Here is a 23354-nt window from a genome sequence, read left to right on the forward strand (position 1 = left end):
ACATTCTCGTCGACCCGTCTAGCCGTGCACCAGTTCGTCGCCAGCATACGGAAAGATCAGCCGGGCGCAAAATTCCCCCTCCCGCTGTTCGGTCTCCACCCTGGCGCGGCCGGGCCAGGCCAGCTCCAGGCGCTGACGGATGTTTTCCAGCGCCATGCGATTGCCCTCGCGATTGGCGTAGCCGGACTGGCTCAGGATGGGATTGCGCACTTCGATGTGCACCTGGTCGTTCTGGCGCCGGCCCACGATCGATACCTCGCCGCCTCGCGGCAGCGTTTCGACGCCGTGATAGACCGCGTTCTCCAGCAACGGCTGCACGATCAGGCTCGGCACCATGGCGCGCATCGGCAGATCGTCGACGTCCCAATGCACCGTCAGTCGATCGCCCAGACGCAGTTGCTCGATGCGCTGGTGCGTGCGCGCGATCTCCAGTTCATCTTTCAAAGAGATGCGTGCGCTGGCGTCGCTCAGGCTGGCGCGAAACAGATCGGCGAGGTCTTCGACCGCTTGCTCCGCGCGTTCCGGAGAGGAGCGCGTCAACGCGGCGATCGTGTTCATGCTGTTGAACAAGAAGTGCGGTCGAATGCGCGCTTGCAGGGCGCGAATGCGAGCCAGCGCTTCCTGCTCGATGCTGCGTTTCCATTCGGCGCTGACATAGAAATATCGCAAAGCGAGCGCGCTCACGATGAAGCCGACGCCGATGTTTCTGAGCACGAAGCCGGCATGCTGACGCGGGAAAAAGCCGGGCCCGTCCTCGCCCAGATTGCCGGTGACGAACTGACCGACCTGGAACACGACTTCCGAAACCAGGCCGATGGTGGCGACCAGCAACGCGACGGCGATCATGGCCGCGCGCGACGCCCGCATGGTTTGCAGCCACGGGCGCGCACGGCACAGCACGGCGGCGCAGGTCAGTCCGATCCACAAAAGAAACAACGAGCTGCCGGCCAGATCGGCCCAGAAATTCTCGTGCAGCGCCTGGCGTGCGAGCGCAATCACCAGCGCCACCAGTTCAGCGATCAGCACCACCGCGAACACCGCGGGCGAGGCGCAGAAATCCGGCAGGAAAAAGGTAGGCGCCTTGGTGGCGGGCGGCGACGGGACGCGGTTGTCGGAGGCGGAGGCCGCCATGGCGCGGACGGTTATGGCTTTTGTCTCGGCACGCCGCCGTCGCGGGCCGCGGCGAACAGCGCGTCCTTCAGACGGAACAACGTGGAGATATCCTCATCGCCATGACCTTGCTCGATCAGGCGTCGGTAATGCACCAACGTCATTTCGATCAAGGGCAACTGCACGCCGTGGCGGGCGGCCATGGCGCGGCAGATCTTCAGATCCTTCTCGTGCAGCTTCACGCGGAAGCCGGCGGGATAGCTGTCCTTGAGAATGTTCGGCGCGCGATTTACGAAATACCAGCTGGAGCCCGCGCCTTTACCGAGCGTGTCGATCAGCCGATCGAGCGGCAGGTCTTCGGACTTGGCGAACGCCATCGCTTCGGCGACCGCCTGAATCACGCCCGCACACATGATTTGATTGGTGGCCTTGGCAGCCTGGCCGGAGCCGCTCGCCCCGAAATGCGTGACGGCCTTGCCCATCGCTTGCAGTACGGGCTGCGCACGTTCGAAAGCTTTTTCATCGCCGCCGACCATGACGGCCAACGTGCCGTCGCGGGCGCCTTCGGTGCCGCCGCTCACTGGAGCGTCCAGGAAATACGCGCCGGCGGCATTCAATCGGTGAGCGGCCGTGCGCGCCGTATCGGCACTCACGGTGGAACAATCGATGACGATGGTGTCGCGCTTGATAGCCGGCAGCAGCTCGTCGATCACCGCAAGCACATCGGCATCGGCCGACACGCAGGTGACGATCACGTCGCACAGCTCGGCGAGCTCGGCGGGCTTATCGACAGATTTGCAGCCGGTTTCCTGGGCGAGGGCAGTGGCTTTTTCAGCCGTGCGGTTCCACACCGCGCTCAACAAGCCGTGCTTGTGGAGATTGCGCGCCATGCCCAGGCCCATGGCGCCCAGGCCGACGAATCCTGCGCGAAGGGTCACTGGCACATCACATCCATAGAAGCTTTAGCGGAGGCGCGGGCGGCGTCGAGCTCGGTGTCGCTCAGGTAGCGACGCTCGCCGTCCTTGCCTTCTTCATACAGCCGCTGCGAGGTCATGTATTTATCGTAACGCTCGCGCGCCTTGATGCAACGCTCGGCCTTGTCCTTGGCGCTCAGCTCATTGGCGGCGCGCTGCTCGGCGCTGGCGTTGGCTTGGGCTCGCGAGCTCGAGGCGGACTGGGCTCGTGCGGCCTGCTCGGCTTCCTGGCGCTCCTGCACGGCCACGATATCGGTCCTCTGAGACTGCACATTGAGCCGTTCGGCCGGCAGTGAGGGCGGCTTGTCGGTGTACTGCACGTTGCCCTTCTCATCGATGTACTTGTACACATCGGCATAGGCCGTGCCGGCGGCCAGCGGCGCCGCGGCCACACTCAGCAGCAACAACAGTCTGATCATGGCTGTCTCCACAAACTCAAATCGCCCGGCTCAAATGGCGCGCGCGTCCGTCTCGCCGGTGCGAATCCGTACTGCATGGCCCAGAGGAATCACGAAAATCTTGCCGTCGCCGATGCGGCCGGTGTTGGCCACCGAGACGATGGTCTCCAGCACCTGGTCGACCCGGTCGTCGTCGATCGCCACTTCAATCTTGCACTTGGGCAGGAAGTCGACCACGTACTCGGCGCCACGGTACAGCTCAGTGTGCCCGCGCTGACGGCCGAAACCTTTGACCTCCGTCACTGTTACGCCAGCCACGCCGGCCTCCGACAGCGCCTCTCGTACCTCGTCCACTTTGAACGGTTTGATGATGGCGACGACCAGTTTCACGCCGGAGGGCCCACGGACCTATGTAAAGAACGGCGGCAGTGTAACAGGACGGCTCCGGAGCAGGGATTCAGACAGTCCCTGGCATGCCCCAGGACTGAGGACTGGATCACGTTGTAGGACGCGCCTTATCGGCCTCGCAAAAGAAAACGGGCGCCGTAGCGCCCGTTCTCCTCCCATGCCGGAACCGCTCTATTGCAGGTTGTAGCCGCGCTCGTCGTGCAGCGACAGGTCGAGGCCTTCCTCTTCCTGCTCCTGGCTGACCCGCAGGCCGACCAGCGCGTCCACGATCTTCAGGATGATGGCCGTCGCGACGGTGGTGTACACCAGCGTGAACAGCACGCCCTTGGTCTGCACCCACAGCTGGCTGGCGATGGTGGCGCCCTCGGCCGGCTCCCACACGCCGCCCATGCTCGGGAAGGCGAAGATGCCGGTCAGGATGGCGCCGACGATGCCGCCCACGCAGTGAACGCCGAACACATCCAGCGAGTCGTCGTAGCCGAGAGTGCGCTTCAGCTTGGTCGAAGCGAGGAAGCAGAGCACGCCCGCCGCCACACCGATGATCAGCGCTCCCGCCGGACCGACCGTGCCCGCCGCCGGAGTAATGCCGACCAGGCCCGCGACCGCGCCCGAGACGATGCCGAGCAACGAAGGTTTACCGTGAGAAATCCACTCGGCGAACATCCAGGCCAGCGCCGCCGTGCCGGTGCAGATCTGGGTGACGAGCATCGCCATGCCGGCGCTCGAACCCGCGGCCACTGCGCTGCCGGCGTTGAAGCCGAACCAACCCACCCACAGGATGGCGGCGCCGATCATGGTCAGGCCGAGGTTGTGTGGGGCCATGCTGACCGTGCCGTAGCCTTTGCGCTTGCCGAGCAACAGCGCGGCGACCAGGCCGGCGATACCCGCATTGATGTGCACCACCGTGCCGCCGGCGAAGTCGAGCACGCCCCAGTCCCACATCAGCGCGCCGTCGCCGCTCCACACCATGTGCACCATCGGCGCGTAGCAAACGGTGAACCACAGCACCATGAAGATCATCATCGCGGAGAACTTCATGCGCTCGGCGAACGCGCCGACGATCAGCGCCGGCGTGATGATGGCGAAGGTCATCTGAAAGGTGACGAACACCGACTCGGGAATCGTGCCGGTAAGCGCGTCCAGCGTGAGCCCCGACAACATCACTTTGTCGAAGCCACCGACGAACGAGGAGAAGTTGGTGACGCCTGCCTCCATGCCGGTGGTGTCGAACGCGAGGCTGTAGCCGTACACCGTCCATAACACCGTCATCAGGCCGGTGATGGCGAAACATTGCATCAGCACCGACAGAATGTTTTTCGAGCGCACCATGCCGCCGTAGAACAGCGCCAGGCCCGGGATGGTCATGAACAACACCAGCACTGTGGCGGTGAGCATCCAGGCTGTGTCGCCGGAATCCAGCGTCGGCGTCTCCTCGGCGGCGGGTTCGGCTGCTTCAGCGGGCGCGGCAGCTTCGGCAGCCGCGGCTTCGGCGAGCGGAGCGTCTTGTGCCAGCGCCATGTCGGGCGTAGCGACTATCGCGAACGCGATAAGCGCGAGGCTCCACAGGTAAGTGAGCACGCGGCTCGTTGCCAAGGGTTTTTTCACTGTCGTTCTCCTACGGAAGAGATAGATCGTTGTTGCGCCAGGTGCTGCTGTTGGGAAACGAGCTCAAACTGCCTCGACGCCGATTTCGCCGGTGCGGATGCGCACCGCTTGCGCCAGGTCGATGACGAAGATCTTGCCGTCGCCGATTTTTCCGGTGCGGGCGACGTTGGTGATGGCCTCGACCACTTGCTCCGCAATCGAATCGTCCACCGCCAGCTCGATCTTGGTCTTGGGCAGGAAATCCACGCGGTACTCGGCTCCGCGATACAGCTCGGTGTGGCCGCGCTGACGTCCGAAGCCCTGCACCTCCGTCACCGTGATGCCTTGAACCCCGATATCCGCGACGGCCTGTCGGACGTCATCGAGCTTGAAGGGCTTGATGATCGCGGTGATCAACTTCATTGCATTGCGGCTCCGAGTTCATGGGCGCGTGCTCGGGGCAAGTCGTGACATCGTCGTAGTAGGCTCCCCGCTCCCCGAGCGCGCCGCATCGGAAATGCATCTTCTGTGCCACGAATTTGTGCAAGCAAACGAACGCGGCTGTCGCCGCCAACCGACCCGAGGCGCACTCCGCTGGTGCGAAAAATCCGGCGCTTTGCTTCAACTCGGAGCAAAATGCGTCCCGGGCCGGGCCGTCCTCGTGCACAGTCGCCACGAACGGGCGATTTTGAGGCTTAATGGCCCCCTCGATTTCCTGCTTGGAGACTCTGCGTGGATCCGCGCTCACTCGATGAACTTGCCCGTCGCCTGTCGTCCGTCGTGCCTCCTGGCGTGACAGCGTTGCGCCGTGACCTGGAAGAGAACTTCAAAGCCATATTGCAGGCCGGGCTGAGCAAGCTCGATCTGGTGTCACGGCAGGAATTCGACGTGCAGGCGGCGGTGCTGCGTCGGACGCGCGAAAAGCTCGAAGCGCTCGAGGCCCGACTCGCGGCGCTGGAAAAGAACAATCCCTAACGCATCTGCGCTGTCCGCGGATGTTCGGTTAGGCGGCGATTCGCTCGCTTAACGCGCCTGCCATTCCCTCGCCATGTGATCCAATCGCTCGGGCCGCGAATGTTCGCGGCCCGAGTGAATCGCGTCCACGTCGCGCCGAGTTGCCGGTTGGCGATGTGGGATGAATGTCGAGGAGAGCCAAGGATGGCGATGGCGACTGTATTGAGTCGCGCGCAGCACGGTATGGAAGCGCCGTTGGTGCGCGTCGAATGCGATCTTGGCGTCGGTTTGCCGCGGGTCTCCATCGTGGGCCTGGCCGAAGCGGTGGTTAAAGAAAGTCGCGATCGCGTTCGGGCCGCCATCGAGAACTGCAGGTTCGTTTGGCCCGAGGGGCGCGTCACTGTGAATCTCTCGCCGGCCGACTTGCCCAAGGACGGTGGCCGCTACGATCTTCCCATCGCGCTCGCCATTCTGCTGGCCTCGGGTCAGCTGCCTGCGGAATCGCTGCGCGATTGCGAGTTTTATGGCGAGCTCTCGCTGAGCGGCGAGGTGCAGTCGATGCAGGGCACTTTGCTCGCGGCCGTCGCCGCTGCGCGAGTCAATCATTCCGTGATCGTGCCTCGTGCGAATGTCGCCGAGGCAGCCTTGGTGACGGGATGTCGAATCGCGATCGCATCCAATCTTCCCGACATGGTCAATCACGCCACCGGGAAGGCGCCGCTACATTTCATCATCGGTGCGGCTCCTCCGTGTGCTCGTGTTCTCGAGGCCGATCTGTGCGAGGTGCGCGGCCAGCAAATTGCCAAGCGAGCTTTGGAGGTTGCGGCGGCCGGTGCGCATTCGTTGCTCTTCATCGGGCCGCCCGGCACGGGGAAAAGCATGCTCGCGCAGCGCCTGCCTGGCTTGCTGCCGCCGATGAGTGAAGACGAAGCGCTGGAAGTTGCCGCCGTGCGCAGCGTGGCGCGGCTTCCCATCGACACGGCGCGGTGGCGAACGCGGCCATTTCGATCTCCGCATCACTCTGCGTCGTCCGTGGCTCTGGTTGGCGGCGGCTCCCGGCCGCGGCCTGGTGAGATTTCACTCGCGCATCATGGCGTTTTGTTTCTTGACGAGTTGCCCGAGTACGAGCGGACCGCGCTCGAGGTGCTACGCGAGCCGCTCGAAACGGGAGTGATCACGATCTCGCGTGCGGCTCATCAAGCCGAGTTCCCGGCTTCATTCCAATTCGTCGCTGCGATGAATCCCTGCCCATGCGGTTACCTCGGCGACGAACGCGGCCTGTGTCATTGCACCGCCGAGCAAGTGCGGCGCTATCGGACTCGTTTGTCCGGGCCCTTGATCGATCGACTCGATCTGCACGTCGAGGTGCTTCGGATTCCTCATCAACTATTGCGGGCGGAGGACGCGACGGCCGAAACGAGCGCCACGATCGCGGCTCGTGTTGCTCGTGTTCGCGAGCTGCAGCTGACTCGTCAGGGCTGCACGAATGCGCGGCTGAAAGGGCGAGATATCGACCGCGTCTGCCATCCGACGAGTCGCGGTCGACAGTTCCTGGACCGTGCCTCGAACAAACTGGGGTTCTCGGCGCGCGCCTATCATCGAGTGCTGAAAGTCGCGCGAACGATTGCGGATCTCGCAGGGGCTTCTGACATCGATACGCCGCACATCAGTGAAGCGCTGTCGTTGCGAAAACTGGATCGAACTGTGCCGGCGATGACCGGGGATTCTTCGCGCGTTTGAACTGCGTCATCGGTGCGCTCGAGCGAGCATTCGCTCTAGCGCTGTCGAGGCGGAGACTGGCGGGTCGACGCGAGGTCGCCGCGGCAGTCGCGGCGACCTCGCAAGAGGCGGGATTACTTCGAGCCGGCGATCATGTAGTCGACGGCATTGATGATGGACTTATCCGACAGATCGGCGCGGCCACCCTTCGGCGGCATGAAGCCGGCGCTGCCCTGGAAGCCTTCGATGGCGTGCTTGTGCAAGGTTTCGGCGCCCTTGGCAATGCGCGGGCCCCAGGCAGCCTTGTCGCCCATCTTCGGCGCACCGGCCACGCCGGCCCCGTGACAGGCCAGGCAGGCCATGTTGAACACTTCCTCGCCGCCCAGATCCTCGGCCGGAGCCGCGGATGCCGCCGGCGTCGGCGCGAGCGCCGAGTTGTCCTGGCCCGCGATCGCCACTTTCGCCACTGGCTGAATGCGTTCAGCCACCACGGCCTGATTGGCCGGATCGGAAACGACGTGCTTCTCCTGGGTATTGGCGGCGACGATGCGCGCCAACACATATAGAAGGACCGCAATGCCGACCAGGACACCGAGAACCAGCATGAAGGTGTCAAAGAACTTTCTATCGTGCTCGGCGCTCACTTCGGCTCCAACAACAGGCTACAGGGCGAATTCAAGCCACATGGCAAAACGGCGCGCAGTATAGCGGCGTCGCCCTTGCCGATAAACTCAGCAGCTTAACTCCCTGAAAGTTAGCCACTTCCCGTGCCGCGCTTGGGCCTAGCCGCGAGGCCAGCTATGATGCGCGCCCCACTCGCCGCCGCCAGCCACCTGTCACGGTGTCGGCCCCGGCCTGCCTCGCAGGCCCCAAGCTCGGGTGGTGACTGCTACACTCCTCGCAACGCGCCCGTAGCTCAGCTGGATAGAGTACTGCCCTCCGAAGGCAGGGGTCACTGGTTCGAATCCAGTCGGGCGCGCCATTCCCTCGATCACGCCTCAGAGGTCGGTCGGCCGATGGACGAGCGGCCGTTACGAGCATCGAAGATCCTTCCTGCTTCATCGCCCATTCCGTTGGCCACAGGTCTTTAGGATTCTGGCCTTGGCTTGCGGTCCACGCGGCCTGAGTATCGGATCGATCGACCACCTCATGAGTGCCGATCGAGATTGACTCATCCATTTGCAGGGAAATGCTTCGCACGGAGTGAACGATGCAACGTAGGGATCTATCCAAAATTCTGATAGCGTCCGCGGCCGGTTCCGCACTGTTGTCTGCAGAGGCGAAGGCTCAAACTTGCACCCCGGCGTGCTATCCGAGGACGCAGTCAGAAATCGATGCGATGGTGGTGCCAACGGATTTGTCGTATCCACCTGGAGACGTCAGGCGGTACGGCGCCGTTGCGTATCAAGGTCCGCCCGCTGCCATCACCAACCAAACGGTAGCTTTCAACCGGGCGATCGCGGCGCATCCGGCTGAGGTGTCCGTGCCAGCTGGTGAGTTCTACGTCAATCTCACCATCACGACTTACGGGGTGCAGATTCGCGGTATGGGACGCGAGCAGACCACGCTCCGAAATTTCGCGAACGCGGCGATCATCACGATAGACAACAGCGTCAGCGACATTCGAGGCTTCGTCCTCGAAGGCGTGTATCTCCGCAATCGGGACAAGAACTCCTACACCTCTGCCGACGGTATTCACGTGCGCGGCGTTTCGGCGGAACGGCTATGCGACTTCCTCTCGTTCAAGGACGTCTACATCTTTCAGATGCGTCATGGCATCCATCTGGAAGGTCGAACCATCTGGAACACCTTCGATCGAGTGGTCGCGGTGGAATCGATCGAGAATGGCCTGTATCTGAACGGGACGAACAATTGCTCCGTGCAGAAGTTCGTCAACTGTCGATTCGCCGCCAACGGCCAGAACGGCGTGCTGGTCAACCACGCATTCAGTGACCTCGCAACCGCGTGGTCGTTCGATACCTGCAACTTCGAGCTGAATCTCAAAAACGCTATTCGAATCACCGGTACCCACGGCATCCAGTCGTGGTCGTTCACGAACTGCTATCTCGAAGAGAACGCGAGCGCACTCGCAAGCGGCTCCCTCGCACCGAGAAAGTCTCATGTGTTCATCGACTGCGAGTACGCAATGGGCGTGCAGTTTCAGGCGTGCACCATGTATGGCAATGCAGGCCTCGTGGGCCCGGACTGGGCCATATACGTCGATGCGGGCGTTCAGTTCGTGGGCGGGTCGGTTCAAGACTGTCGGTTTGGCGTGACCGCGCAAGGTGCGATTCATTGGCCAAAGAATTGCCTGATCGGCGCCAATCACTACGAAACCGGCACGCTGAGCTTCCGGCGGACACAAGGATCGGTCGATCTCCGAGAGTTGGGGCTGGTCCACAGCTGGACGCCTACAATCGCTTTCGGCGGCTACGCCGGTGCGCTGGCCTACACGAACCAGAGCGGCTGCTATTCAATCCATGGTGGCGTGCTGAACGCGACGTGTTATGTGTCCATGAGTGGGAAAACTTCGGCTGTCGGCCAGGCACGGATCGTCGGCCTGCCCCTTGCTGCACGAAGCAGCATCCCGAACCTCATCGTCACCGCGGCACTGTCTGGCGACGGCTTTGCCGTCGGTCCCGGTGTGCAAATCGTTGGTAGGGTCCACCCAGGTCAATCAGCCATCGACCTTCTCAAATTCGAGAACGGAACGCTGTCACCGCTGACCGATGCGGAATTCGGCCCATTTGCCGCCCTGTCTGTCACGGTTCAGTATCATTTGGGCGACTAGCGGGACTGGCGTCGCTGGTATTCGACCAGCGACGCCAGTAACCAACATTCAGGCCGCGAGTTTCTTACGGCGGCGGCCGGCGAGCAGCAGACCCGAAAGGCCGGTGAGCATGAGGAGCAGGGTCTCGGGCTCGGGGATGTTGTAGCTGTTGTATGAGATGCGACCGGCGGCGATGGCGCCGGCATCGAGGCTGGCGCCATAGACCACGCGAGTGATGGCGGCCTGGGCCAGGGTGAGCGAGCTGGCGAACTGACCCTCGCCAATGATGGAGCCGACGCCGGCGGTGCCAAGGAGTTGGCCGGCGGCATCGAAGGCGTAGAGCGTGCCGCCGAGGCTGTCGCCGAACCCGCCGACGATCTCGACGAAATCGGTGGCGACATCGAAGGTCAGCTCCAGGAAGGAGAAGCCTTCATCGCAGAATGAGCTCATCGGCTGCCCTGATACAGACGCCGCGTAGCATCCATAACCGGTGCTGATCTCGGTCAAAGCGCCGCCGAACGGAGAGCCGATGCCGGCGAAGTAGCCGGGCGGGGTCATGCCGCCGGGATTGTGAGCCGAGCGCACGTCGTAGCTGCCGATCTGCACCGGACCGCCAGGGGGCGAGGCGATCATTTGCAGATGCAGCCCTGGCGACAAGTCGGTGAGATTGGTGCCCGCCGCGTAGTCGTATGCGTCGAAAGTGACCAGCGTTGCGTTGGCAACGCCACATACGAACATGAAAGGGATGAGTGCGAGCACTCTCAGATTGGCCATGCTGTTCCTCCTGGTCCTCATGCGGGGTTTGCTGGCGGCCGTCCGCGTTGTAGGTGGAAGTCGTAAGCCCCGCGAATCAATGCTTCCAGTCGTTTCCGATTGCAGTTTTCGCGCCGCACCCACGCGATTATGTTACCGAACAATCGGCTAGCGGACAGCAAGATCGATGACCCCGGCTCCACCTGTAAAACCCTTCGACGTCCAGCCTGTTTAATGCACCCGACGATGCGGGTCAATTGCCCACATATTCGTAATGGTCGGCCTTATTCGATTCAGCTTCGGCGTCGCCTGGAGTGAATTCCGGCGCAACTGTTCGGCCCGATCGGCGCTCGTGATGAGCCTCAGGAAATGAAAGGCCGAGCTAACCCTTATGAGCGGAAGGCGCCCCGCGCGATCAGGTGCACGGCCAAAGCGCACAGCCCGAGAAAGAACCAGCGGCGGAATCGCTCAGGCGAGACACGACGGCGGATCTGACCGCCGAGCATCATTCCGAGTAGCGCGGGAACGATCGCGACCATCGAACTGGAGACGGATTTCATCTCGAATGCGCCGTGCCAGAGCAGACCGAGCGCCAGAGCTACAGTCGACACGGTGAACGACAGCCCGAGCGCCTGTATCAGTTCGTCACGAGCCAAACCCAGGCCAGCAAGGTAAGGAACCGCAGGCACCACGAAGGTGCCGGTCGCGCCAGTGATGAATCCGGTGATGACGCCCACCAGCGGACCAGCCCATCTTTGCGTTGCGGCCGACACATGGATGTGAAAGTTGCAGAGTCCCGCCGAAGCGTAGAGCAACAACGCGCCACCGAGCGCGACACTCGCCTCGGCTGACCCGGTCGATGCGATGACGTCTGAGGCAATGACCGTGCTGATGAAAATCGCGAGCAGCAGCGGCCATAGGCGTCGAATGAGATCGTCCAGACGTGGGCCTTCGGCGAGTTGCCATACATTCGTGATGAACGAAGGCAACAACAGGATGGCCGCAGCCTCGGCCGGCGGCATCGCCAAACTGAGCAGGCCCATCGCAACCGTCGGCAGTCCCAGGCCGACCACGCCCTTCACCGCGCCGGCCAACAGAAAGATCAGCGCGACGTATGCTGTGGAGGACGTGAGAACGCTCATCTCTCGAGTGTCACGCGTCTGCCCGCGGACTCACAATGTGAATCTCCCAAAGTCTGGCGTCGGCAAATACGAAAGCCATCGCATCGGTTGCCGCCGAAGTGGCGGCGCGCCCGGCAATTGGTCGGCGTGCAAGTCGGTCGGTCCGGGCACACTCTGGCTGCTCGACATCGAAGCCGTCGCGGTGGCTCAACTGTCCTTGTCGCGCTTCAGGATCAGCGAAGTGGTGACGTCGATCACGTCGGGCAGCGTGGCGATACGGTCGCGGGTGGCGTTGAGCTGCGACGTGGTGCGCGACTCGATCTCGACGGCCAGGTCGATATCGCCGCTCAACGAATAGCAACGACAGACTTCGGGCAAGGCAGTGATGGCGGCGACAGTGCGAGGCGCGGGTGTTTTGGCCAGCTTGAGCAGAAGCAGGGCGGACAGCCGATCGGCATCGGCGACGCGCGCGTGATAACCGAGAATGACACCGGACTCCTCCAGCTTCATCAAGCGTTCGCGCACCGTGCTGCGCGCCAGTTTCACCTTGCCGGCGATGGTCTTCAGCGGCATCCGAGCATTCGTACGCACTAGCGAAACTATTTGCATGTCAATCGCATCCATCGTCGCACTCCGCTGCCTGCAGTTGGCGGCCGGCATTCTCGTGATCCACAGTGCATCGGCGCAACAGGCGAACCAGCCGCGTCGCTGGACGCCGGCGGCGATTGCGTCGTCCGGCTATGAATCTTCGCCGACCTTCACGCCGGACGGAAAAGAGATGTACTTCCTCAGCGCGGACGCCAGCTTCAGCAAGTACCGCATCATGAGGTCTCGATGCGAGAACGGTGCGTGGACCAAGCCCGAGACGCCGTCGTTCGCACAGTCGCTGCCGGTGATCGAGGCGGACCCATTCGTGACGTATGACGGCAAGCGGCTGTACTTCATTTCGTCTCGCCAGGATCCGAAGCACGAGGACTTCGACATCTGGTACGTGGAGCGCAACGCCGGTGGCGATTGGAGCGAACCGCAGCGCCTGCCGGAACCGGTGAATTCTTCAGCCTCCGAGCTGTTGCCGAGACAGGATCTGCAAGGTCGTCTCTATTTCGGATCGGCGCGCGAGGGTGGGCTCGGCCAGGGCGACATCTACATGGCCACGGCCGCCGCCGACGGCCGTTGGCAGGTTGAGAACCTCGGTCCACCGGTGAACACGCCGGCTTTCGAGTACGAAGCGGAAGTGTCACGCGATGGCGGCACCATGGTGGTGGTCGCGAACCGAACCGAGCGTTCGCATCTCTATCAGTACAAGTGGCGCGGCGGACACTGGGTAGAGATCGGCGAGATTCCCGCGCTGGCAGAGCATTTTCAGGTCGGCCCTTTACTGTCACCCAGTGGTGACCGCCTGCTGTTCGCCCAACGCGATGGCGAGCGCTCCGGAGAGATCTTCCTGATGGACCTCGCGCCCAATGCCGGCGAGGTCTGGCCTCCGCGATGCCGTTGATGGTATAGCAGGAGGAATGGCAACACTCACCGGTCGCACTATTGCAGTCCCCGAAACCCGGGAACTGGACGTCTTCTCTTCCATGCTGGAACGTCGCGGGGCGACAGTCTTGCGCTGTCCCTTGGTGGCGATCCTCGATGCACCGGATCCGCAACCGGTTCTCGAATGGCTGCGCGCTTTCAATGCAGGCTCGTGCGACGACCTGATTTTGCTGACCGGCGAAGGCTTGCGTCGACTGCTCAGCTGCATCGACAAGAACGAGCCCGCATTGCGCGAACCCTTCGTGCAACGGCTGGGCGCCATAAGAAAGATCACCCGGGGCCCCAAACCGGCACGCGCGCTGCGAGAGCTGGGCTTGAAGTCCGACGTCGCGGCGGCATCGCCCACCACGCAGGGAGTGATCGAGTCGTTGCGAGCGGAGAACCTGCAAGGTCGCCAAGTCGGAGTGCAGTTGTATGGCACCGAGCCCAATCGGCCGTTGATCGAGTTCCTGCAATCGGCCGGCGCACAGGTTCTCTCTGTCGCGCCTTATGTTTACGCCGACAAAGTTGCCGATGACGCTGTTCGGGATCTCATGCAGCGAATGGCTGCCGGCCAGGTCGACATCATTGCCTTCACCAGCACCCCGCAAGTGGAACGTTTGTTTTCGGTCGCGCCGCTCGAGCTGGTGAAGGCGGCATTCGAAAAAACCGAGGTGGCAGCGATCGGTCCGGTCGTGGCCGATGCGCTGAAACGACACGATATCCCGGTGCGCCTGATGCCCGAGGATTCGTTCTTCATGAAGCCGCTCACCACCGCCATCGAACAAAGCATCGGCACACGCACCGAGAGTTGAAAAGAAAAGTCAACGCGCTCGCGTGAGCGCCTCATGCGAGCTGATCGCTATTTCACACGTGACATTGTGAGATCGCCGCCGCTCGTTCCGAAGTACAGAAATAAAAATAGAAACGTGCGCGGCTTTGCAATGATTTCTTAAGCGCGTTGACCCTCGCTGACACAGTCACGTACAACACCCCGAGTGCTTCACACAACTTGGCCGTGACAGCGGCCAGGGAAGACACACGAAAAAAGTTCGCGGCGACCACGAGCCAACGCAATGAGTGCGTGGCGTGGATCCTGCGAACGCCTGAAGACGGAAACATTCCGAGCGGTGTTCGTCGAGCGGCGGGCACAGCTGCTTCTAGTGGGGGACAATATGATTCCGAGTCGCAGTCCGTGGATCCGGCGCGTTCGCACGCCCCGCAATCCAGTCGCCATCGAAAACAAGCTACGCGCCAGCGTACGCAACGTGCTCGCAGGTTCGCTTCTGCTGAGCAGTTTCGCAGTGCCTGCCCAGCAGTCCGGCGCGGTGGAAGAGCTGGAAGTCGTGGTGGTCACCGGTTCTTACATCGAAGGCACGGCCGAGGATGCGGCGCTGCCCGTCGATGTTTTCACCGCCGCAGATCTGCAGATGCAAGGTTCGCCGTCGATGGTGGATCTGGTGAAATCGATTCCGGCCGTGCAGGGCGTGCTCGGCGAATCGAATCAGTTCGGATCGGCGCAATCGACCGGCAGCAGCAATATCAATCTCCGTGGTATCGGCGCTGTGCGAACCCTGGTGTTGATGAACGGCCGACGTTTGGCGGGATCGCCCACCGGCAACGGAGTGGACACCAACCTGTTGCCCATGGCAGCGATCGGTCGAATCGAAGTGCTCAAGGACGGCGCCGCTGCGACCTACGGCTCCGACGCCGTCGCCGGTGTCGTCAACTTCATCACCAAAACCAACGTCGAAGGTCTGTCGTTGGACGCTTCGTACAGTTACATCGACGGTTCCGACGGCGACTACAGCGCCAACGTGCTGTGGGGCCATCGTGCGGACACGTGGAACTTCATGGTCGCGGGTGGCTATCGGCATCGTTCCGAATTGAACACCACCGACCGCGATTGGGCCGTGCGCAGCTTCGATGAGAATCCGCAAGGCGGCTACTCATCTTTCGGTAACCCTGGCAAATACAACGTCACCGCCGGTCCGACCACGGACGCACAGATCTTTCGCGATCCGGGTTGCGCCGCGTTGGGCGGATTCGGGATCGATGACGAAGGCTGCCGCTTTCAGTACGTCACCTTCGACAATCTGACCGAGCGCGAAGAGCATTATCAGCTCTACACCGAGTTCAACATGGATATCGGCGAAAAGACCGGTCTGCACATCGAGGCGCTGTACGCTGTGCACGATGCGCCGGAAGAAAATTCCTCGCCTTCCTACGGTCCGCAGCAAGGCGCGAATCTGACAGCGACGCCGACCCGCAATCTTGTTTCACCGAACTACATCGTGCCGCTCAGCAATCCTGGCTTGCGGGCCATCCTGCCGCTGCTCGACGCTACCGATCGCGCGGCGGTGGAAGCTCGGCGTTTCGTGGTCGCCAGCGGCCTGCAGTGGCGCCCATTGGGTAACGGCGGCAATCCGCTCACTGGAGAAGGCAAGAAGGATGAGCGACTGTTCGACGGCTTCCGCGTCTCGGCCAGCCTCGACGGTGAGTTCGGCCCCAACATCGGCTGGAACACCGCGGTGACTTACAGCGAGAACACTCGCGAGACCAATACACCCGACATTCTTGCGTATCGTTTACAGCTCGCGCTGAACGGCCTGGGCGGACCGGACTGTCCGGCCGGCGCCACGGCGGGCTCGGCGGGATGTTTGTTCTTCAATCCATTCTCGAACGCGTTCGCGGGCAACCCTTCCACCGGCCGGGTCAACGATTTCAACTACGATCCGTCGCTGGCCAACAATCCGGCCGTGATCGATTGGATGTTCGAGGACAACGGCTGGGAAGACACCGCCTCGACCCTGGCGGTGGACCTGGTGTTCAACGGCGAGCTGTCATGGTCGTTGCCGGGCGGCGCCGTCGGCTGGGCGGCCGGCGGTCAGTATCGCGACGAAGGTTTCGAGCGCAAGGTGAATTTCTGGACCGACATCGACCAGAATCCGTGCGTCGACACGCCCATCAACGGCAACACCGGCTGCGACACGCAATTCGGCGTGTTCACGTTCTTCGGTCCGTTGCGCAATCAGGACTTGAGCCGCGACGTGTACGGCGTGTTCGGCGAAGTGAATCTGCCGTTGTTCGAATCGTTACAGGCGCAACTGGCGGTGCGTTACGAAGATTACGGCGGCCTGGTCGGTTCGACCACCAATCCAAAGATCTCGTTGCGTTGGCAGGCGCTCGACTGGCTGGCGCTGCGTGGTTCGGCGGGCAGCACCTTCCGCGGTCCGCAACAGACCCAGTTGCTGGATGGCTTCAGCACCACGCTGGTTTATACGGGCGTGAATCGCGGCTACAAACCTTACGACAACTACGGCGATCCGGATCTCGATCCGGAAGAGGCGGACACTTTCAACGTCGGCGCCATCGTGCAGGCCGGTGACTTCAAGGCCTCGCTGGATTACTGGAATTTCAAGTTCAAGAATCCGATCGGCACCGAGGGCGGCACGGAGCTGGTGGCGGCGTTCTTCGGCGTGGATCCGGGCGATCCGAATTTCTGCGACGACCCGGCCTACGACAACCTGCAGCAGCGCTTTACGTTCACGCAGGATGCGTCCGGCAATCCGATCTGCAGCGCCAGCACGTTGACGCGCACTCGAGTCAATGTGATCAACGGACCGGAGGAGCGCATTTCCGGCCTCGATGCGAGCCTGTCGTATCTGTTCGATGGCTGGTTCGGCGGCGAGCTGCTGGTCGGCGTAGACGGTTCGTACACTTTGAAGTACGAGCGCGATGCGCTGTTCGTGGAAGGCATCTTGATCAACGATGCCGACGACTACGCCGGCACTCGCGGCGGCGCCGGCCTGGGTTCGTTGCCTGAGTTGCGCGGCTCGTGGTACTTGGATTTCAGCTCGGGCAATCACGCCGTGCGCTGGACTTCACGCTACATCGACGGTGTTACCGATGTGCGCTCGAGCGTGCCGGACGGCTTTCGAGAAATCGGCTCGTTCCTGACGCACGATCTGGTCTATCGCTTGCAGTTGCCAGGCGAGACCACCTTGAGCGCGGCGGTCATCAATCTGACCGATCGCGATCCGCCGCTGGCGCGTCTGGACCTGAGCTACGACCCGTTCATCGGCAATCCATTGGGTCGTTACTTCAAGGTGTCCGCGATCAAACAATTCTGATGGGGCAAGTCGCTGGTCGCTCAATCCTCGAGCGTCCAGCCCTTTTCCCAAGGCGGCTCGGGCCCGAACGTGCTGGCGACGAAGTCCACGAAGGCGCGCACCTTCGGCATGAGATTGCGCCGCTCGGGATACACGGCATGCACGGCGATCTCGGGCGGGCGGAACTTGCACAACACCGGCTTCAACTCGCCCGAGCGCAGCTGATCGCCAAGATAGAAGGTCGGTAGTTGAATGATGCCGCCGCCGGCGATCGCGGCCGCGCGATTCACCAAGCCATTGTTCGAGTGGAGAGTGCCGTTGACCGGCACCACGTGCTCGCCGCCTTCACTGTCCGTGAAGCGCCACTCGCGTGGTGCGCTGAGTAATGAGTAAAGAATGCAGTTGTGTTCGAGCAGATCTTCGGGCCGCTCCGGCGTACCGTGCTTGGCGAGATACGAAGGCGATGCGCAGATGACCTGCCGCGTGGGTGCGATCTTGCGAGCGATGAGATTCGAATCGCGCAAGCGTCCGATGCGAATCGCCACGTCGAAGCCTTCTTCCACCAGATCCACCTGCCGATCGTCCATGTTCAGCTCCACGGTCACGCCCGGATAGCGCTCCATGAATGTTTGTATGGCGGGGCCGAGTTGCAGGATGCTGAAGCTCATCGGCGCCGATACTCGCAACGTGCCGCGTGGCTCGGTTTGAAAGCGCGCTACTTCCAGTTCGGCGTTTTCGATCTCACGAAGCGCACTGCCGCTGCGGCGGTACAGCTCCGAGCCTGCTTCGGTGAGACTGAGGCGGCGCGTGGTTCGATTCAGCAGACGCGCACCGAGCTTTTCTTCCAGGCGAGTCACTGCCTTGCTGACCACGGGCTGTGACATTTCCAGAGCCTCCGCGGCCGCCGTGAAACTGGACAGCTCGACCACTTTGACGAATACGGCGATGTCGGTGAGATTTTGCATTTGGGGCGATTCGCGGAATAAATCCCATGCCGCCAGGGCCGATGATCCGGCACCGGGGCATGACTAACGTAGCACTCCTCCGGTCGGGCGTCGCCCGGCTGACTCCAAAGGTGCTGCCATGTCTACCCAGGATACTCGCCAGGCGCGCGACTTTTTTGCTCAGCGGCTGGCCTTTCTCACCGGCCCGTACGAGCTCAATGGACAGATCCGTCGCAACGAGCCGATCACCATCGTCGATGTGCGGCTGCCCAGCGATTATCAGGCCGGACACATTCCGGGCGCCATCAATCTGCCGCAGGGCAAGTGGCACACGCTGGCCGGCATTCGCAAAGATAGAACGGCGGTGCTGTATTGCTACAGCCAGACCTGCAAGCTGGCCTCGGCCGCTGCCGTCGAGCTGGCATCCGCCGGCATTCCCGTCGTCGAGATGGAAGGTGGCTTCGAAGCCTGGGTGAAGAACGAGTTGCCAGTGGAGCGTGCCTGAGCACCCAGTCCACTCATTGCGGTTCGAGCCGCTCGCCCTCGGGCGGCGGAAACTGGCTGCACACTTCGCGAAGCCAGTTGCGGAACCGAATGACCTTGGGCACTTCGAAGTTGTGGGCCGGCGCGACGAAGTAATAAGAGTTGTGTTGGCGCACGCTTTGGCCGGACGGCCGCACCAGGCGGCCGGAGGCAAGGTCGCCTGCCACGAGCGACCATCGAGCCAGTGCCAGGCCGTGGCCTTGTTCGGCCGCCGCCAGCACCGAAGCGGAGTCGTCGAGAATCGGACCACGCTCAACACGGGTCGTGTCGCCGCCCACGCGGCGTAACCAGTCGATCCACGGCTCGCTCGCACTGTGCAGCAGCGGGTACTTGTTGAGATCTGCCAGCGTATTGATGGCGCCGAGCTTGGCGAATAGCGCGGGACTCGCGACTGGAAACACCCAATCGTCGAGCATCTTCTCCGATTGAATCTGCGGCCAGCTGCCCGAGCCGTAACGGACGGCGGCGTGGAAGTCGGTCTGCATGAAATCCACCAGCTCGCGGCTGGCGCTGAAGCGCAGGTCCACTTCCGGATGCTTCTGGTAGAAATCGCCGAGTCGCGGCAACAGCCACTTCTGCAAAAACGAGCCGAGCAGACTGATGTTGAGCAACCCGCTGCTGCGATCCAGGCGCAGTTGATCGACCGCGCGCGTCAGCTCACCCATGCCTCGTTGCACGCCGGGCAGCAAGCGAGCACCCTGTGGCGTCAGTCGAACCGAGCGGCTGTGGCGCACGAACAGGGGAGTTTCGAGAAACTCTTCGAGCGCTTTGATGTGGGAGCTGACCGCCGCCGTGGTGACGTTCAGGGACTGAGCCGCCCCGGTGAAACTCAAATGCGCGGCCACGGCCTCGAAGGCGCGCAGCGCATTGAGAGGCAGTTTGGTGTCAGCGCTCATCGGTCGGCCGCTTTGTTCAAAATTCTTTTAATCCATGAACCCGAACGCCACGGGAATGCTTGGATACGGCTCGAAAATATATCGATTCACTTAATGATGCAAGGTACGATGCCCAGGCTGTGAAGTAGGGAGACCGTCATGACCGACCTGCACATTGCGCCCGCCACGCCGGCCGACGTGCCCATGATCCTGCAGCTGATTCGCGAGCTGGCCGAGTTCGAGCGCCTGCTGCACGAAGTGACCGCCACCGAGGAGCAATTGCGCAAGGTGCTGTTCGGCCCGAAGCCGAGCGCGGAGGTGATCATGGGCCGGCTGCAGCCGGGCGGCGAAGTGGCCGGCTTCGCGCTGTTCTTCCACAACTTCTCGACCTTCCTGGCCAGGCCCGGCATTTATCTCGAAGACTTATATGTACGGCAGCAGTTTCGCGGCCGCGGTTTCGGCGAGCAACTGCTGCGCCACCTGGCGCGGCTCGCGGTGGAGCGCGATTGCGGTCGGCTCGAGTGGTCGGTGCTCGATTGGAATCAGCGGGCCATCGACTTCTATAAAAGCCTCGGCGCCGTGCCGATGAATGAATGGACCATGTATCGCGTGACCGGCCCGGCCCTGCAAAAGCTCGGCGCTGCAATCGCTGCTGTCGATGACGGCGATCGGAAATAACTAACGATAAACGATCGCCGGTGCATTTACCGTGCTGGCGGCCGACACGGGCGGGGTGTATTTTCTGGCGCGAATCGGGGCGGAGCGTCGACCGGAAGTCGGCGTCGTTCCGATCGAAGGGGTTTACTAATAATTCGCGCCACGTTCGCGCGCTTCGACTCAAGGTCGGAACGAGGTCGAGCGTGCTGGACCAATGAGGCTCGCATGTCCATTCGCGCCTTACGCTACCTGCTCGCCCTGGCCGAATGTTTGAACTTCACGCGCGCGGCCGAGCGTTGCTCCGTGACTCAATCGACACTCAGCATTCAGCTGCGCAAGCTCGAGGAATATCTCGGCGTGCGTTTGTTCGAACGCGATCGTGCTCATGTCGCGCTCACCGAAGACGGTCGCAAAGTGTTGCGCTTCGCTCGCGTCGCCGTGCGCGCGGCCGATCGCATCGTGGCTGTCGGCCGCAATGGCCGCTCTCGTTCGGGGGCTCTTATTGACGAGATCAATTGTCAGCGCTCGCCCATTGATTAGACTTTGTCTAAGTTAACCATAGGGTTCGGCTGCTTCAGAACCGAACGAGCAGGGGAGACCAGCATGGGACCGCCGATTCAGACCGTGCGCGTGGCGACGTGCGCCAGTTTCTTGTCTGGCCTTTTGATGGCGAGCGCCGCGATGGCGCAGCCATTGGGTTTGCCGCCGGTGCCCATTCCGCCCGATAACCCGCAGACGCCCGAGAAGATCGCGCTCGGCGACAAGTTGTTCAACGACAAACGCTTCAGCAGCACCGGCGAGGTGAGCTGCGCGACCTGCCACGATCCCAACAAAGCCTTCACCGATAGTCCGCTGACGGTGTCGGAAGGCATCAACAAACTCACCGGCACGCGCAACTCGCCGACGGTGATCAATGCCGCTTACTCCAAGCTGTTCTTCTGGGACGGCCGCTCGCTGGACATGGAAGACCAGGCCCAGCATCCCATCGTCAATCCGGTGGAGATGGGCCTGGTCAACCACGATCCGGTGTTACAGATCGTGCGCACCGATCCCGACTACGTGGCGCGATTCAAGAAAGTCTTCGACAAGCAAGGCGAGCAGATCACGATGAAGGAAGTGCAGCAGGCGATCGCCAGCTTCGAGCGCACCATCATCGCAGGCGATTCGCCGTGGGATCGCTGGTACTACGGCGGCGACGAGAACGCCGTGAACGAGCAGGTGAAGCGCGGCTTCAACGTGTTCCTGACCAAGGGGCGTTGCGTGTCGTGTCACGCCATCGAACAGGATTACGCGCTGTTCACCGACAATCGCTTCCATAACATCGGCGTGGGCGTGAATCGCATTCAGAACGAGATCCCGCAGTTCGCGCCGCAATTCCTGACCGCGAAAGCCGCGGGCACCGACGTCGACAAGGCCGTGCTGACCAATCCGAAGGTGTCGGAGTTGGGTCGCTTCGCGGTGACCGAGACGCTCGACGAGATCGGCGCCTTCAAGACTTCGACTTTGCGCAACGTTGCGGTGACCGCGCCGTTCATGCACGACGGCAGCCTGAAGACGCTGCGCGACGTGGTCGAGCACTACAACAACGGCGGCGTCACCAAGAAAGACGATCCGGTGAACGACTTCCTGAGCGGCGGCATCCGTCCATTGAACCTGACCGACGACGAGATCAGCGATCTGGTGGCGTTCATGGAAGCGCTGACCAGCCCGCAGTTCGCCGCGCAGAAGGCGGCCTCGGCCAATCCCGTGTCGTGCAACGTGAAGACCGCGACGGTCGCGGCCAGCCCGGCAGTTGAGACCGCACGCGCTGTAAGCGGCGGAGAGGGGATGTAATCATGGACATCAAATACGATCGCCGCAGCTTTCTCAAAACCTCCACGGTGAGTCTCGGCGCGACCGTGCTGCCGCTGACCATGGTGGAGCTGGCATTCGCGAAGCCGAGCGAGAACTTCACGTTCGCGTACATCTCGGACTCACACATTCAGCACATCAAGGGCACGCAGTTCGTGCGCAACTGGGATCGCGGCCTGATTCGCGCGGTCGCCGAAACCAACCTGCTCACGCCCAAGCCGGACTTCATCATGTACGGCGGCGATCTGGCGCAGATGGGCACCAAGGCCGAGCTCGATCACGGCGCGGAGATCCTGTCCAAGCTCAACGGCAAGGTCTATCACGTGATGGGCGAGCACGACTATTACCTCGACCTGGGCGCGTACTGGTCGAAGCTGTTCGGTAAGCAGTACTACAGCTTCGACCACAAGGGCGTGCACTTCGTGGTGTTGAACAGCATCCTCACTTACGACGACTGGACGTTCAATCGCTGGCCCACCGCCGAGCAGCGCATGGCCGAGATGGCCGGTCTCGACAATCCGAATGGCTCGCCGTTCATGGTGGGCGAAAAGCAGCGCGCCTGGTTGAAGAAAGACCTGGCGAAAGTGAAGAAAGACACGCCGATCGTGGTGTTCTCGCACTCGCCGCTGCAGAAAATCTACAAGGGCTGGAATTTCTGGACCGAGGACGCGGAGCAGGTTCAGGCATTGCTCGCGCCTTTCGACAAGGTCACGGTGTTCTACGGGCACGTGCACCAGATTCAGTACAACCAGGTCGGCAACATCGCGTTCACGTCTGCGATGGCGACCGCATGGCCTTGGCCGTATCCGCAGAGCTACGCGCAGGCCGAGCAGCTGTTGCCCAAGCTCACGGTGCAAATGAATCGCGCCGATCCGTTCTTCGAGCGCGACGCGACCGGCTGGCAGTTCATCGACGTGCACAGCGGCCGCGCCAATGCGACGTTCAATCTGTACAACAACACCACGCGCACCGTGGCGTTCGATGCGCAGGCCGGACATCCGAAGGACAAGACCTATCAGGATCCCGACAGCCGCATCCCGCCCCAGACCCATTACTGATCGGC

At 62.2% G+C, this 23354-nt stretch carries 23 protein-coding genes and 1 tRNA gene; 12 read left to right on the plus strand and 12 right to left on the minus strand.

Annotation, left to right across the window (positions count from 1 at the left end; genetic code table 11):
* Positions 1 to 18: 18 nt before the first annotated feature.
* The 6 genes from JM946_RS06230 to JM946_RS06255 form a co-directional block, all read right to left on the minus strand.
* On the minus strand, positions 19 to 1131 hold the full coding sequence (locus tag JM946_RS06230) for a sensor histidine kinase (RefSeq protein WP_203166288.1): 1113 nt from the start codon (positions 1129 to 1131) through the stop codon (positions 19 to 21).
* An 11-nt stretch (positions 1132 to 1142) separates the two neighbouring features.
* Positions 1143 to 2054, minus strand: coding sequence for an NAD(P)-dependent oxidoreductase (locus JM946_RS31190; protein WP_218042615.1), 912 nt, complete (start codon positions 2052 to 2054; stop codon positions 1143 to 1145).
* Positions 2045 to 2503, minus strand: coding sequence for a DUF4124 domain-containing protein (locus JM946_RS06240; RefSeq protein WP_203166290.1), 459 nt, complete (start codon positions 2501 to 2503; stop codon positions 2045 to 2047). Before JM946_RS06240 ends, JM946_RS31190 begins: the two co-directional genes overlap by 10 nt.
* Before the next feature lie 30 nt (positions 2504 to 2533).
* Positions 2534 to 2872 carry a P-II family nitrogen regulator gene (locus JM946_RS06245; RefSeq protein ID WP_203166291.1) on the minus strand — a complete coding sequence of 113 codons (339 nt, stop codon included), beginning with the start codon at positions 2870 to 2872 and terminating at the stop codon, positions 2534 to 2536.
* A 189-nt stretch (positions 2873 to 3061) separates the two neighbouring features.
* On the minus strand, positions 3062 to 4285 hold the full coding sequence (locus JM946_RS06250) for an ammonium transporter (RefSeq protein ID WP_407700507.1): 1224 nt from the start codon (positions 4283 to 4285) through the stop codon (positions 3062 to 3064).
* 273 nt (positions 4286 to 4558) lie between these two features.
* Complete coding sequence (locus JM946_RS06255) at positions 4559 to 4897, minus strand: P-II family nitrogen regulator (RefSeq protein WP_203166292.1); 339 nt, start codon at positions 4895 to 4897, stop codon at positions 4559 to 4561.
* A gap of 309 nt (positions 4898 to 5206) precedes the next feature.
* On the opposite strand from JM946_RS06255, the gene ubiK reads away from it, so the two are divergent.
* Both ubiK and JM946_RS06265 read left to right on the plus strand, forming a co-directional pair.
* On the plus strand, positions 5207 to 5449 hold the full coding sequence (gene ubiK / locus JM946_RS06260) for a ubiquinone biosynthesis accessory factor UbiK (protein ID WP_203166293.1): 243 nt from the start codon (positions 5207 to 5209) through the stop codon (positions 5447 to 5449).
* A 183-nt stretch (positions 5450 to 5632) separates the two neighbouring features.
* Positions 5633 to 7168, plus strand: coding sequence for a YifB family Mg chelatase-like AAA ATPase (locus JM946_RS06265; protein ID WP_203166294.1), 1536 nt, complete (start codon positions 5633 to 5635; stop codon positions 7166 to 7168).
* A gap of 113 nt (positions 7169 to 7281) precedes the next feature.
* Here JM946_RS06265 and JM946_RS30915 read toward each other — a convergent pair whose 3' ends face one another.
* Positions 7282 to 7791 carry a c-type cytochrome gene (locus JM946_RS30915; protein ID WP_218042617.1) on the minus strand — a complete coding sequence of 170 codons (510 nt, stop codon included), beginning with the start codon at positions 7789 to 7791 and terminating at the stop codon, positions 7282 to 7284.
* Positions 7792 to 8052: 261 nt separating this feature from the next.
* Between JM946_RS30915 and JM946_RS06275 the strand changes: the two genes are divergently transcribed.
* Positions 8053 to 8129, plus strand: a tRNA-Arg gene (locus JM946_RS06275).
* A 228-nt stretch (positions 8130 to 8357) separates the two neighbouring features.
* The gene (locus tag JM946_RS06280; RefSeq protein ID WP_203166295.1) at positions 8358 to 9938 is read left to right on the plus strand and encodes a pectate lyase family protein; all 1581 of its coding nucleotides are present in this window, start codon (positions 8358 to 8360) and stop codon (positions 9936 to 9938) included.
* 48 nt (positions 9939 to 9986) lie between these two features.
* Here JM946_RS06280 and JM946_RS06285 read toward each other — a convergent pair whose 3' ends face one another.
* The 3 genes from JM946_RS06285 to JM946_RS06295 all read right to left on the minus strand — a co-directional run bounded on the left by JM946_RS06285 (position 9987) and on the right by JM946_RS06295 (position 12364).
* Positions 9987 to 10691 carry a PEP-CTERM sorting domain-containing protein gene (locus JM946_RS06285; protein WP_203166296.1) on the minus strand — a complete coding sequence of 235 codons (705 nt, stop codon included), beginning with the start codon at positions 10689 to 10691 and terminating at the stop codon, positions 9987 to 9989.
* A gap of 368 nt (positions 10692 to 11059) precedes the next feature.
* Positions 11060 to 11812, minus strand: coding sequence for a sulfite exporter TauE/SafE family protein (locus tag JM946_RS06290; RefSeq protein ID WP_203166297.1), 753 nt, complete (start codon positions 11810 to 11812; stop codon positions 11060 to 11062).
* 186 nt (positions 11813 to 11998) lie between these two features.
* Positions 11999 to 12364, minus strand: coding sequence for an Lrp/AsnC family transcriptional regulator (locus tag JM946_RS06295; RefSeq protein WP_230979455.1), 366 nt, complete (start codon positions 12362 to 12364; stop codon positions 11999 to 12001).
* Positions 12365 to 12398: 34 nt separating this feature from the next.
* Between JM946_RS06295 and JM946_RS06300 the strand changes: the two genes are divergently transcribed.
* From JM946_RS06300 to JM946_RS06310, 3 genes are all read left to right on the plus strand, one after another.
* Complete coding sequence (locus tag JM946_RS06300) at positions 12399 to 13289, plus strand: TolB family protein (protein ID WP_203166299.1); 891 nt, start codon at positions 12399 to 12401, stop codon at positions 13287 to 13289.
* A gap of 16 nt (positions 13290 to 13305) precedes the next feature.
* Complete coding sequence (locus JM946_RS06305; RefSeq protein WP_203166300.1) at positions 13306 to 14124, plus strand: uroporphyrinogen-III synthase; 819 nt, start codon at positions 13306 to 13308, stop codon at positions 14122 to 14124.
* 360 nt (positions 14125 to 14484) lie between these two features.
* Positions 14485 to 17442 (plus strand): TonB-dependent receptor domain-containing protein, encoded by a 2958-nt coding sequence (locus JM946_RS06310; protein ID WP_218042618.1) that lies wholly within the window; start codon positions 14485 to 14487, stop codon positions 17440 to 17442.
* Between the two features lie 20 nt (positions 17443 to 17462).
* Here JM946_RS06310 and JM946_RS06315 read toward each other — a convergent pair whose 3' ends face one another.
* A complete protein-coding gene (locus tag JM946_RS06315; protein WP_203166302.1) occupies positions 17463 to 18386 on the minus strand; it encodes a LysR family transcriptional regulator in 924 nt (307 codons plus the stop codon).
* Positions 18387 to 18504: 118 nt separating this feature from the next.
* On the opposite strand from JM946_RS06315, the gene JM946_RS06320 reads away from it, so the two are divergent.
* Positions 18505 to 18870 (plus strand): rhodanese-like domain-containing protein, encoded by a 366-nt coding sequence (locus tag JM946_RS06320; RefSeq protein ID WP_203166303.1) that lies wholly within the window; start codon positions 18505 to 18507, stop codon positions 18868 to 18870.
* 13 nt (positions 18871 to 18883) lie between these two features.
* Here JM946_RS06320 and gcvA read toward each other — a convergent pair whose 3' ends face one another.
* Entirely contained in the window at positions 18884 to 19804 is a 921-nt protein-coding gene (gene gcvA, locus JM946_RS06325) for a transcriptional regulator GcvA (RefSeq protein WP_203166304.1), read from the minus strand.
* A 138-nt stretch (positions 19805 to 19942) separates the two neighbouring features.
* Here gcvA and JM946_RS06330 point away from each other — a divergent pair, with 138 nt between their 5' ends.
* The 4 genes from JM946_RS06330 (at position 19943) to JM946_RS06345 (ending at position 23349) form a co-directional block, all read left to right on the plus strand.
* Positions 19943 to 20461, plus strand: coding sequence for a GNAT family N-acetyltransferase (locus tag JM946_RS06330; RefSeq protein WP_203166305.1), 519 nt, complete (start codon positions 19943 to 19945; stop codon positions 20459 to 20461).
* A 204-nt stretch (positions 20462 to 20665) separates the two neighbouring features.
* The gene (locus JM946_RS06335; protein ID WP_203166306.1) at positions 20666 to 20980 is read left to right on the plus strand and encodes a LysR family transcriptional regulator; all 315 of its coding nucleotides are present in this window, start codon (positions 20666 to 20668) and stop codon (positions 20978 to 20980) included.
* A gap of 63 nt (positions 20981 to 21043) precedes the next feature.
* Entirely contained in the window at positions 21044 to 22273 is a 1230-nt protein-coding gene (locus JM946_RS06340; protein WP_203166307.1) for a cytochrome-c peroxidase, read from the plus strand.
* Positions 22274 to 22275: 2 nt separating this feature from the next.
* Positions 22276 to 23349 (plus strand): metallophosphoesterase family protein, encoded by a 1074-nt coding sequence (locus JM946_RS06345; RefSeq protein ID WP_203166308.1) that lies wholly within the window; start codon positions 22276 to 22278, stop codon positions 23347 to 23349.
* Positions 23350 to 23354: the final 5 nt, after the last annotated feature.

The organism is Steroidobacter gossypii (assembly GCF_016801985.1).
Lineage (GTDB): Bacteria > Pseudomonadota > Gammaproteobacteria > Steroidobacterales > Steroidobacteraceae > Steroidobacter > Steroidobacter gossypii.

Excerpts from the sequence above, each read along its gene's own strand:
- JM946_RS06230 (WP_203166288.1), bottom strand. The coding sequence starts at position 1,131 with ATGGCGGCCTCCGCCTCCGACAACCGCGTCCCGTCGCCGCCCGCCACC.
- JM946_RS06240 (WP_203166290.1), bottom strand. The coding sequence starts at position 2,503 with ATGATCAGACTGTTGTTGCTGCTGAGTGTGGCCGCGGCGCCGCTGGCC.
- JM946_RS06250 (WP_407700507.1), bottom strand. The coding sequence starts at position 4,285 with ATGCTCACCGCCACAGTGCTGGTGTTGTTCATGACCATCCCGGGCCTG.
- JM946_RS06255 (WP_203166292.1), bottom strand. The coding sequence starts at position 4,897 with ATGAAGTTGATCACCGCGATCATCAAGCCCTTCAAGCTCGATGACGTC.
- JM946_RS06265 (WP_203166294.1), top strand. The coding sequence starts at position 5,633 with ATGGCGATGGCGACTGTATTGAGTCGCGCGCAGCACGGTATGGAAGCG.
- JM946_RS06280 (WP_203166295.1), top strand. The coding sequence starts at position 8,358 with ATGCAACGTAGGGATCTATCCAAAATTCTGATAGCGTCCGCGGCCGGT.
- JM946_RS06285 (WP_203166296.1), bottom strand. The coding sequence starts at position 10,691 with ATGGCCAATCTGAGAGTGCTCGCACTCATCCCTTTCATGTTCGTATGT.
- JM946_RS06290 (WP_203166297.1), bottom strand. The coding sequence starts at position 11,812 with ATGAGCGTTCTCACGTCCTCCACAGCATACGTCGCGCTGATCTTTCTG.
- JM946_RS06295 (WP_230979455.1), bottom strand. The coding sequence starts at position 12,364 with ATGCCGCTGAAGACCATCGCCGGCAAGGTGAAACTGGCGCGCAGCACG.
- JM946_RS06300 (WP_203166299.1), top strand. The coding sequence starts at position 12,399 with ATGTCAATCGCATCCATCGTCGCACTCCGCTGCCTGCAGTTGGCGGCC.
- JM946_RS06305 (WP_203166300.1), top strand. The coding sequence starts at position 13,306 with ATGGCAACACTCACCGGTCGCACTATTGCAGTCCCCGAAACCCGGGAA.
- JM946_RS06310 (WP_218042618.1), top strand. The coding sequence starts at position 14,485 with ATGATTCCGAGTCGCAGTCCGTGGATCCGGCGCGTTCGCACGCCCCGC.
- JM946_RS06315 (WP_203166302.1), bottom strand. The coding sequence starts at position 18,386 with ATGCAAAATCTCACCGACATCGCCGTATTCGTCAAAGTGGTCGAGCTG.
- JM946_RS06320 (WP_203166303.1), top strand. The coding sequence starts at position 18,505 with ATGTCTACCCAGGATACTCGCCAGGCGCGCGACTTTTTTGCTCAGCGG.
- gcvA (WP_203166304.1), bottom strand. The coding sequence starts at position 19,804 with ATGAGCGCTGACACCAAACTGCCTCTCAATGCGCTGCGCGCCTTCGAG.
- JM946_RS06330 (WP_203166305.1), top strand. The coding sequence starts at position 19,943 with ATGACCGACCTGCACATTGCGCCCGCCACGCCGGCCGACGTGCCCATG.
- JM946_RS06335 (WP_203166306.1), top strand. The coding sequence starts at position 20,666 with ATGTCCATTCGCGCCTTACGCTACCTGCTCGCCCTGGCCGAATGTTTG.
- JM946_RS06340 (WP_203166307.1), top strand. The coding sequence starts at position 21,044 with ATGGGACCGCCGATTCAGACCGTGCGCGTGGCGACGTGCGCCAGTTTC.
- JM946_RS06345 (WP_203166308.1), top strand. The coding sequence starts at position 22,276 with ATGGACATCAAATACGATCGCCGCAGCTTTCTCAAAACCTCCACGGTG.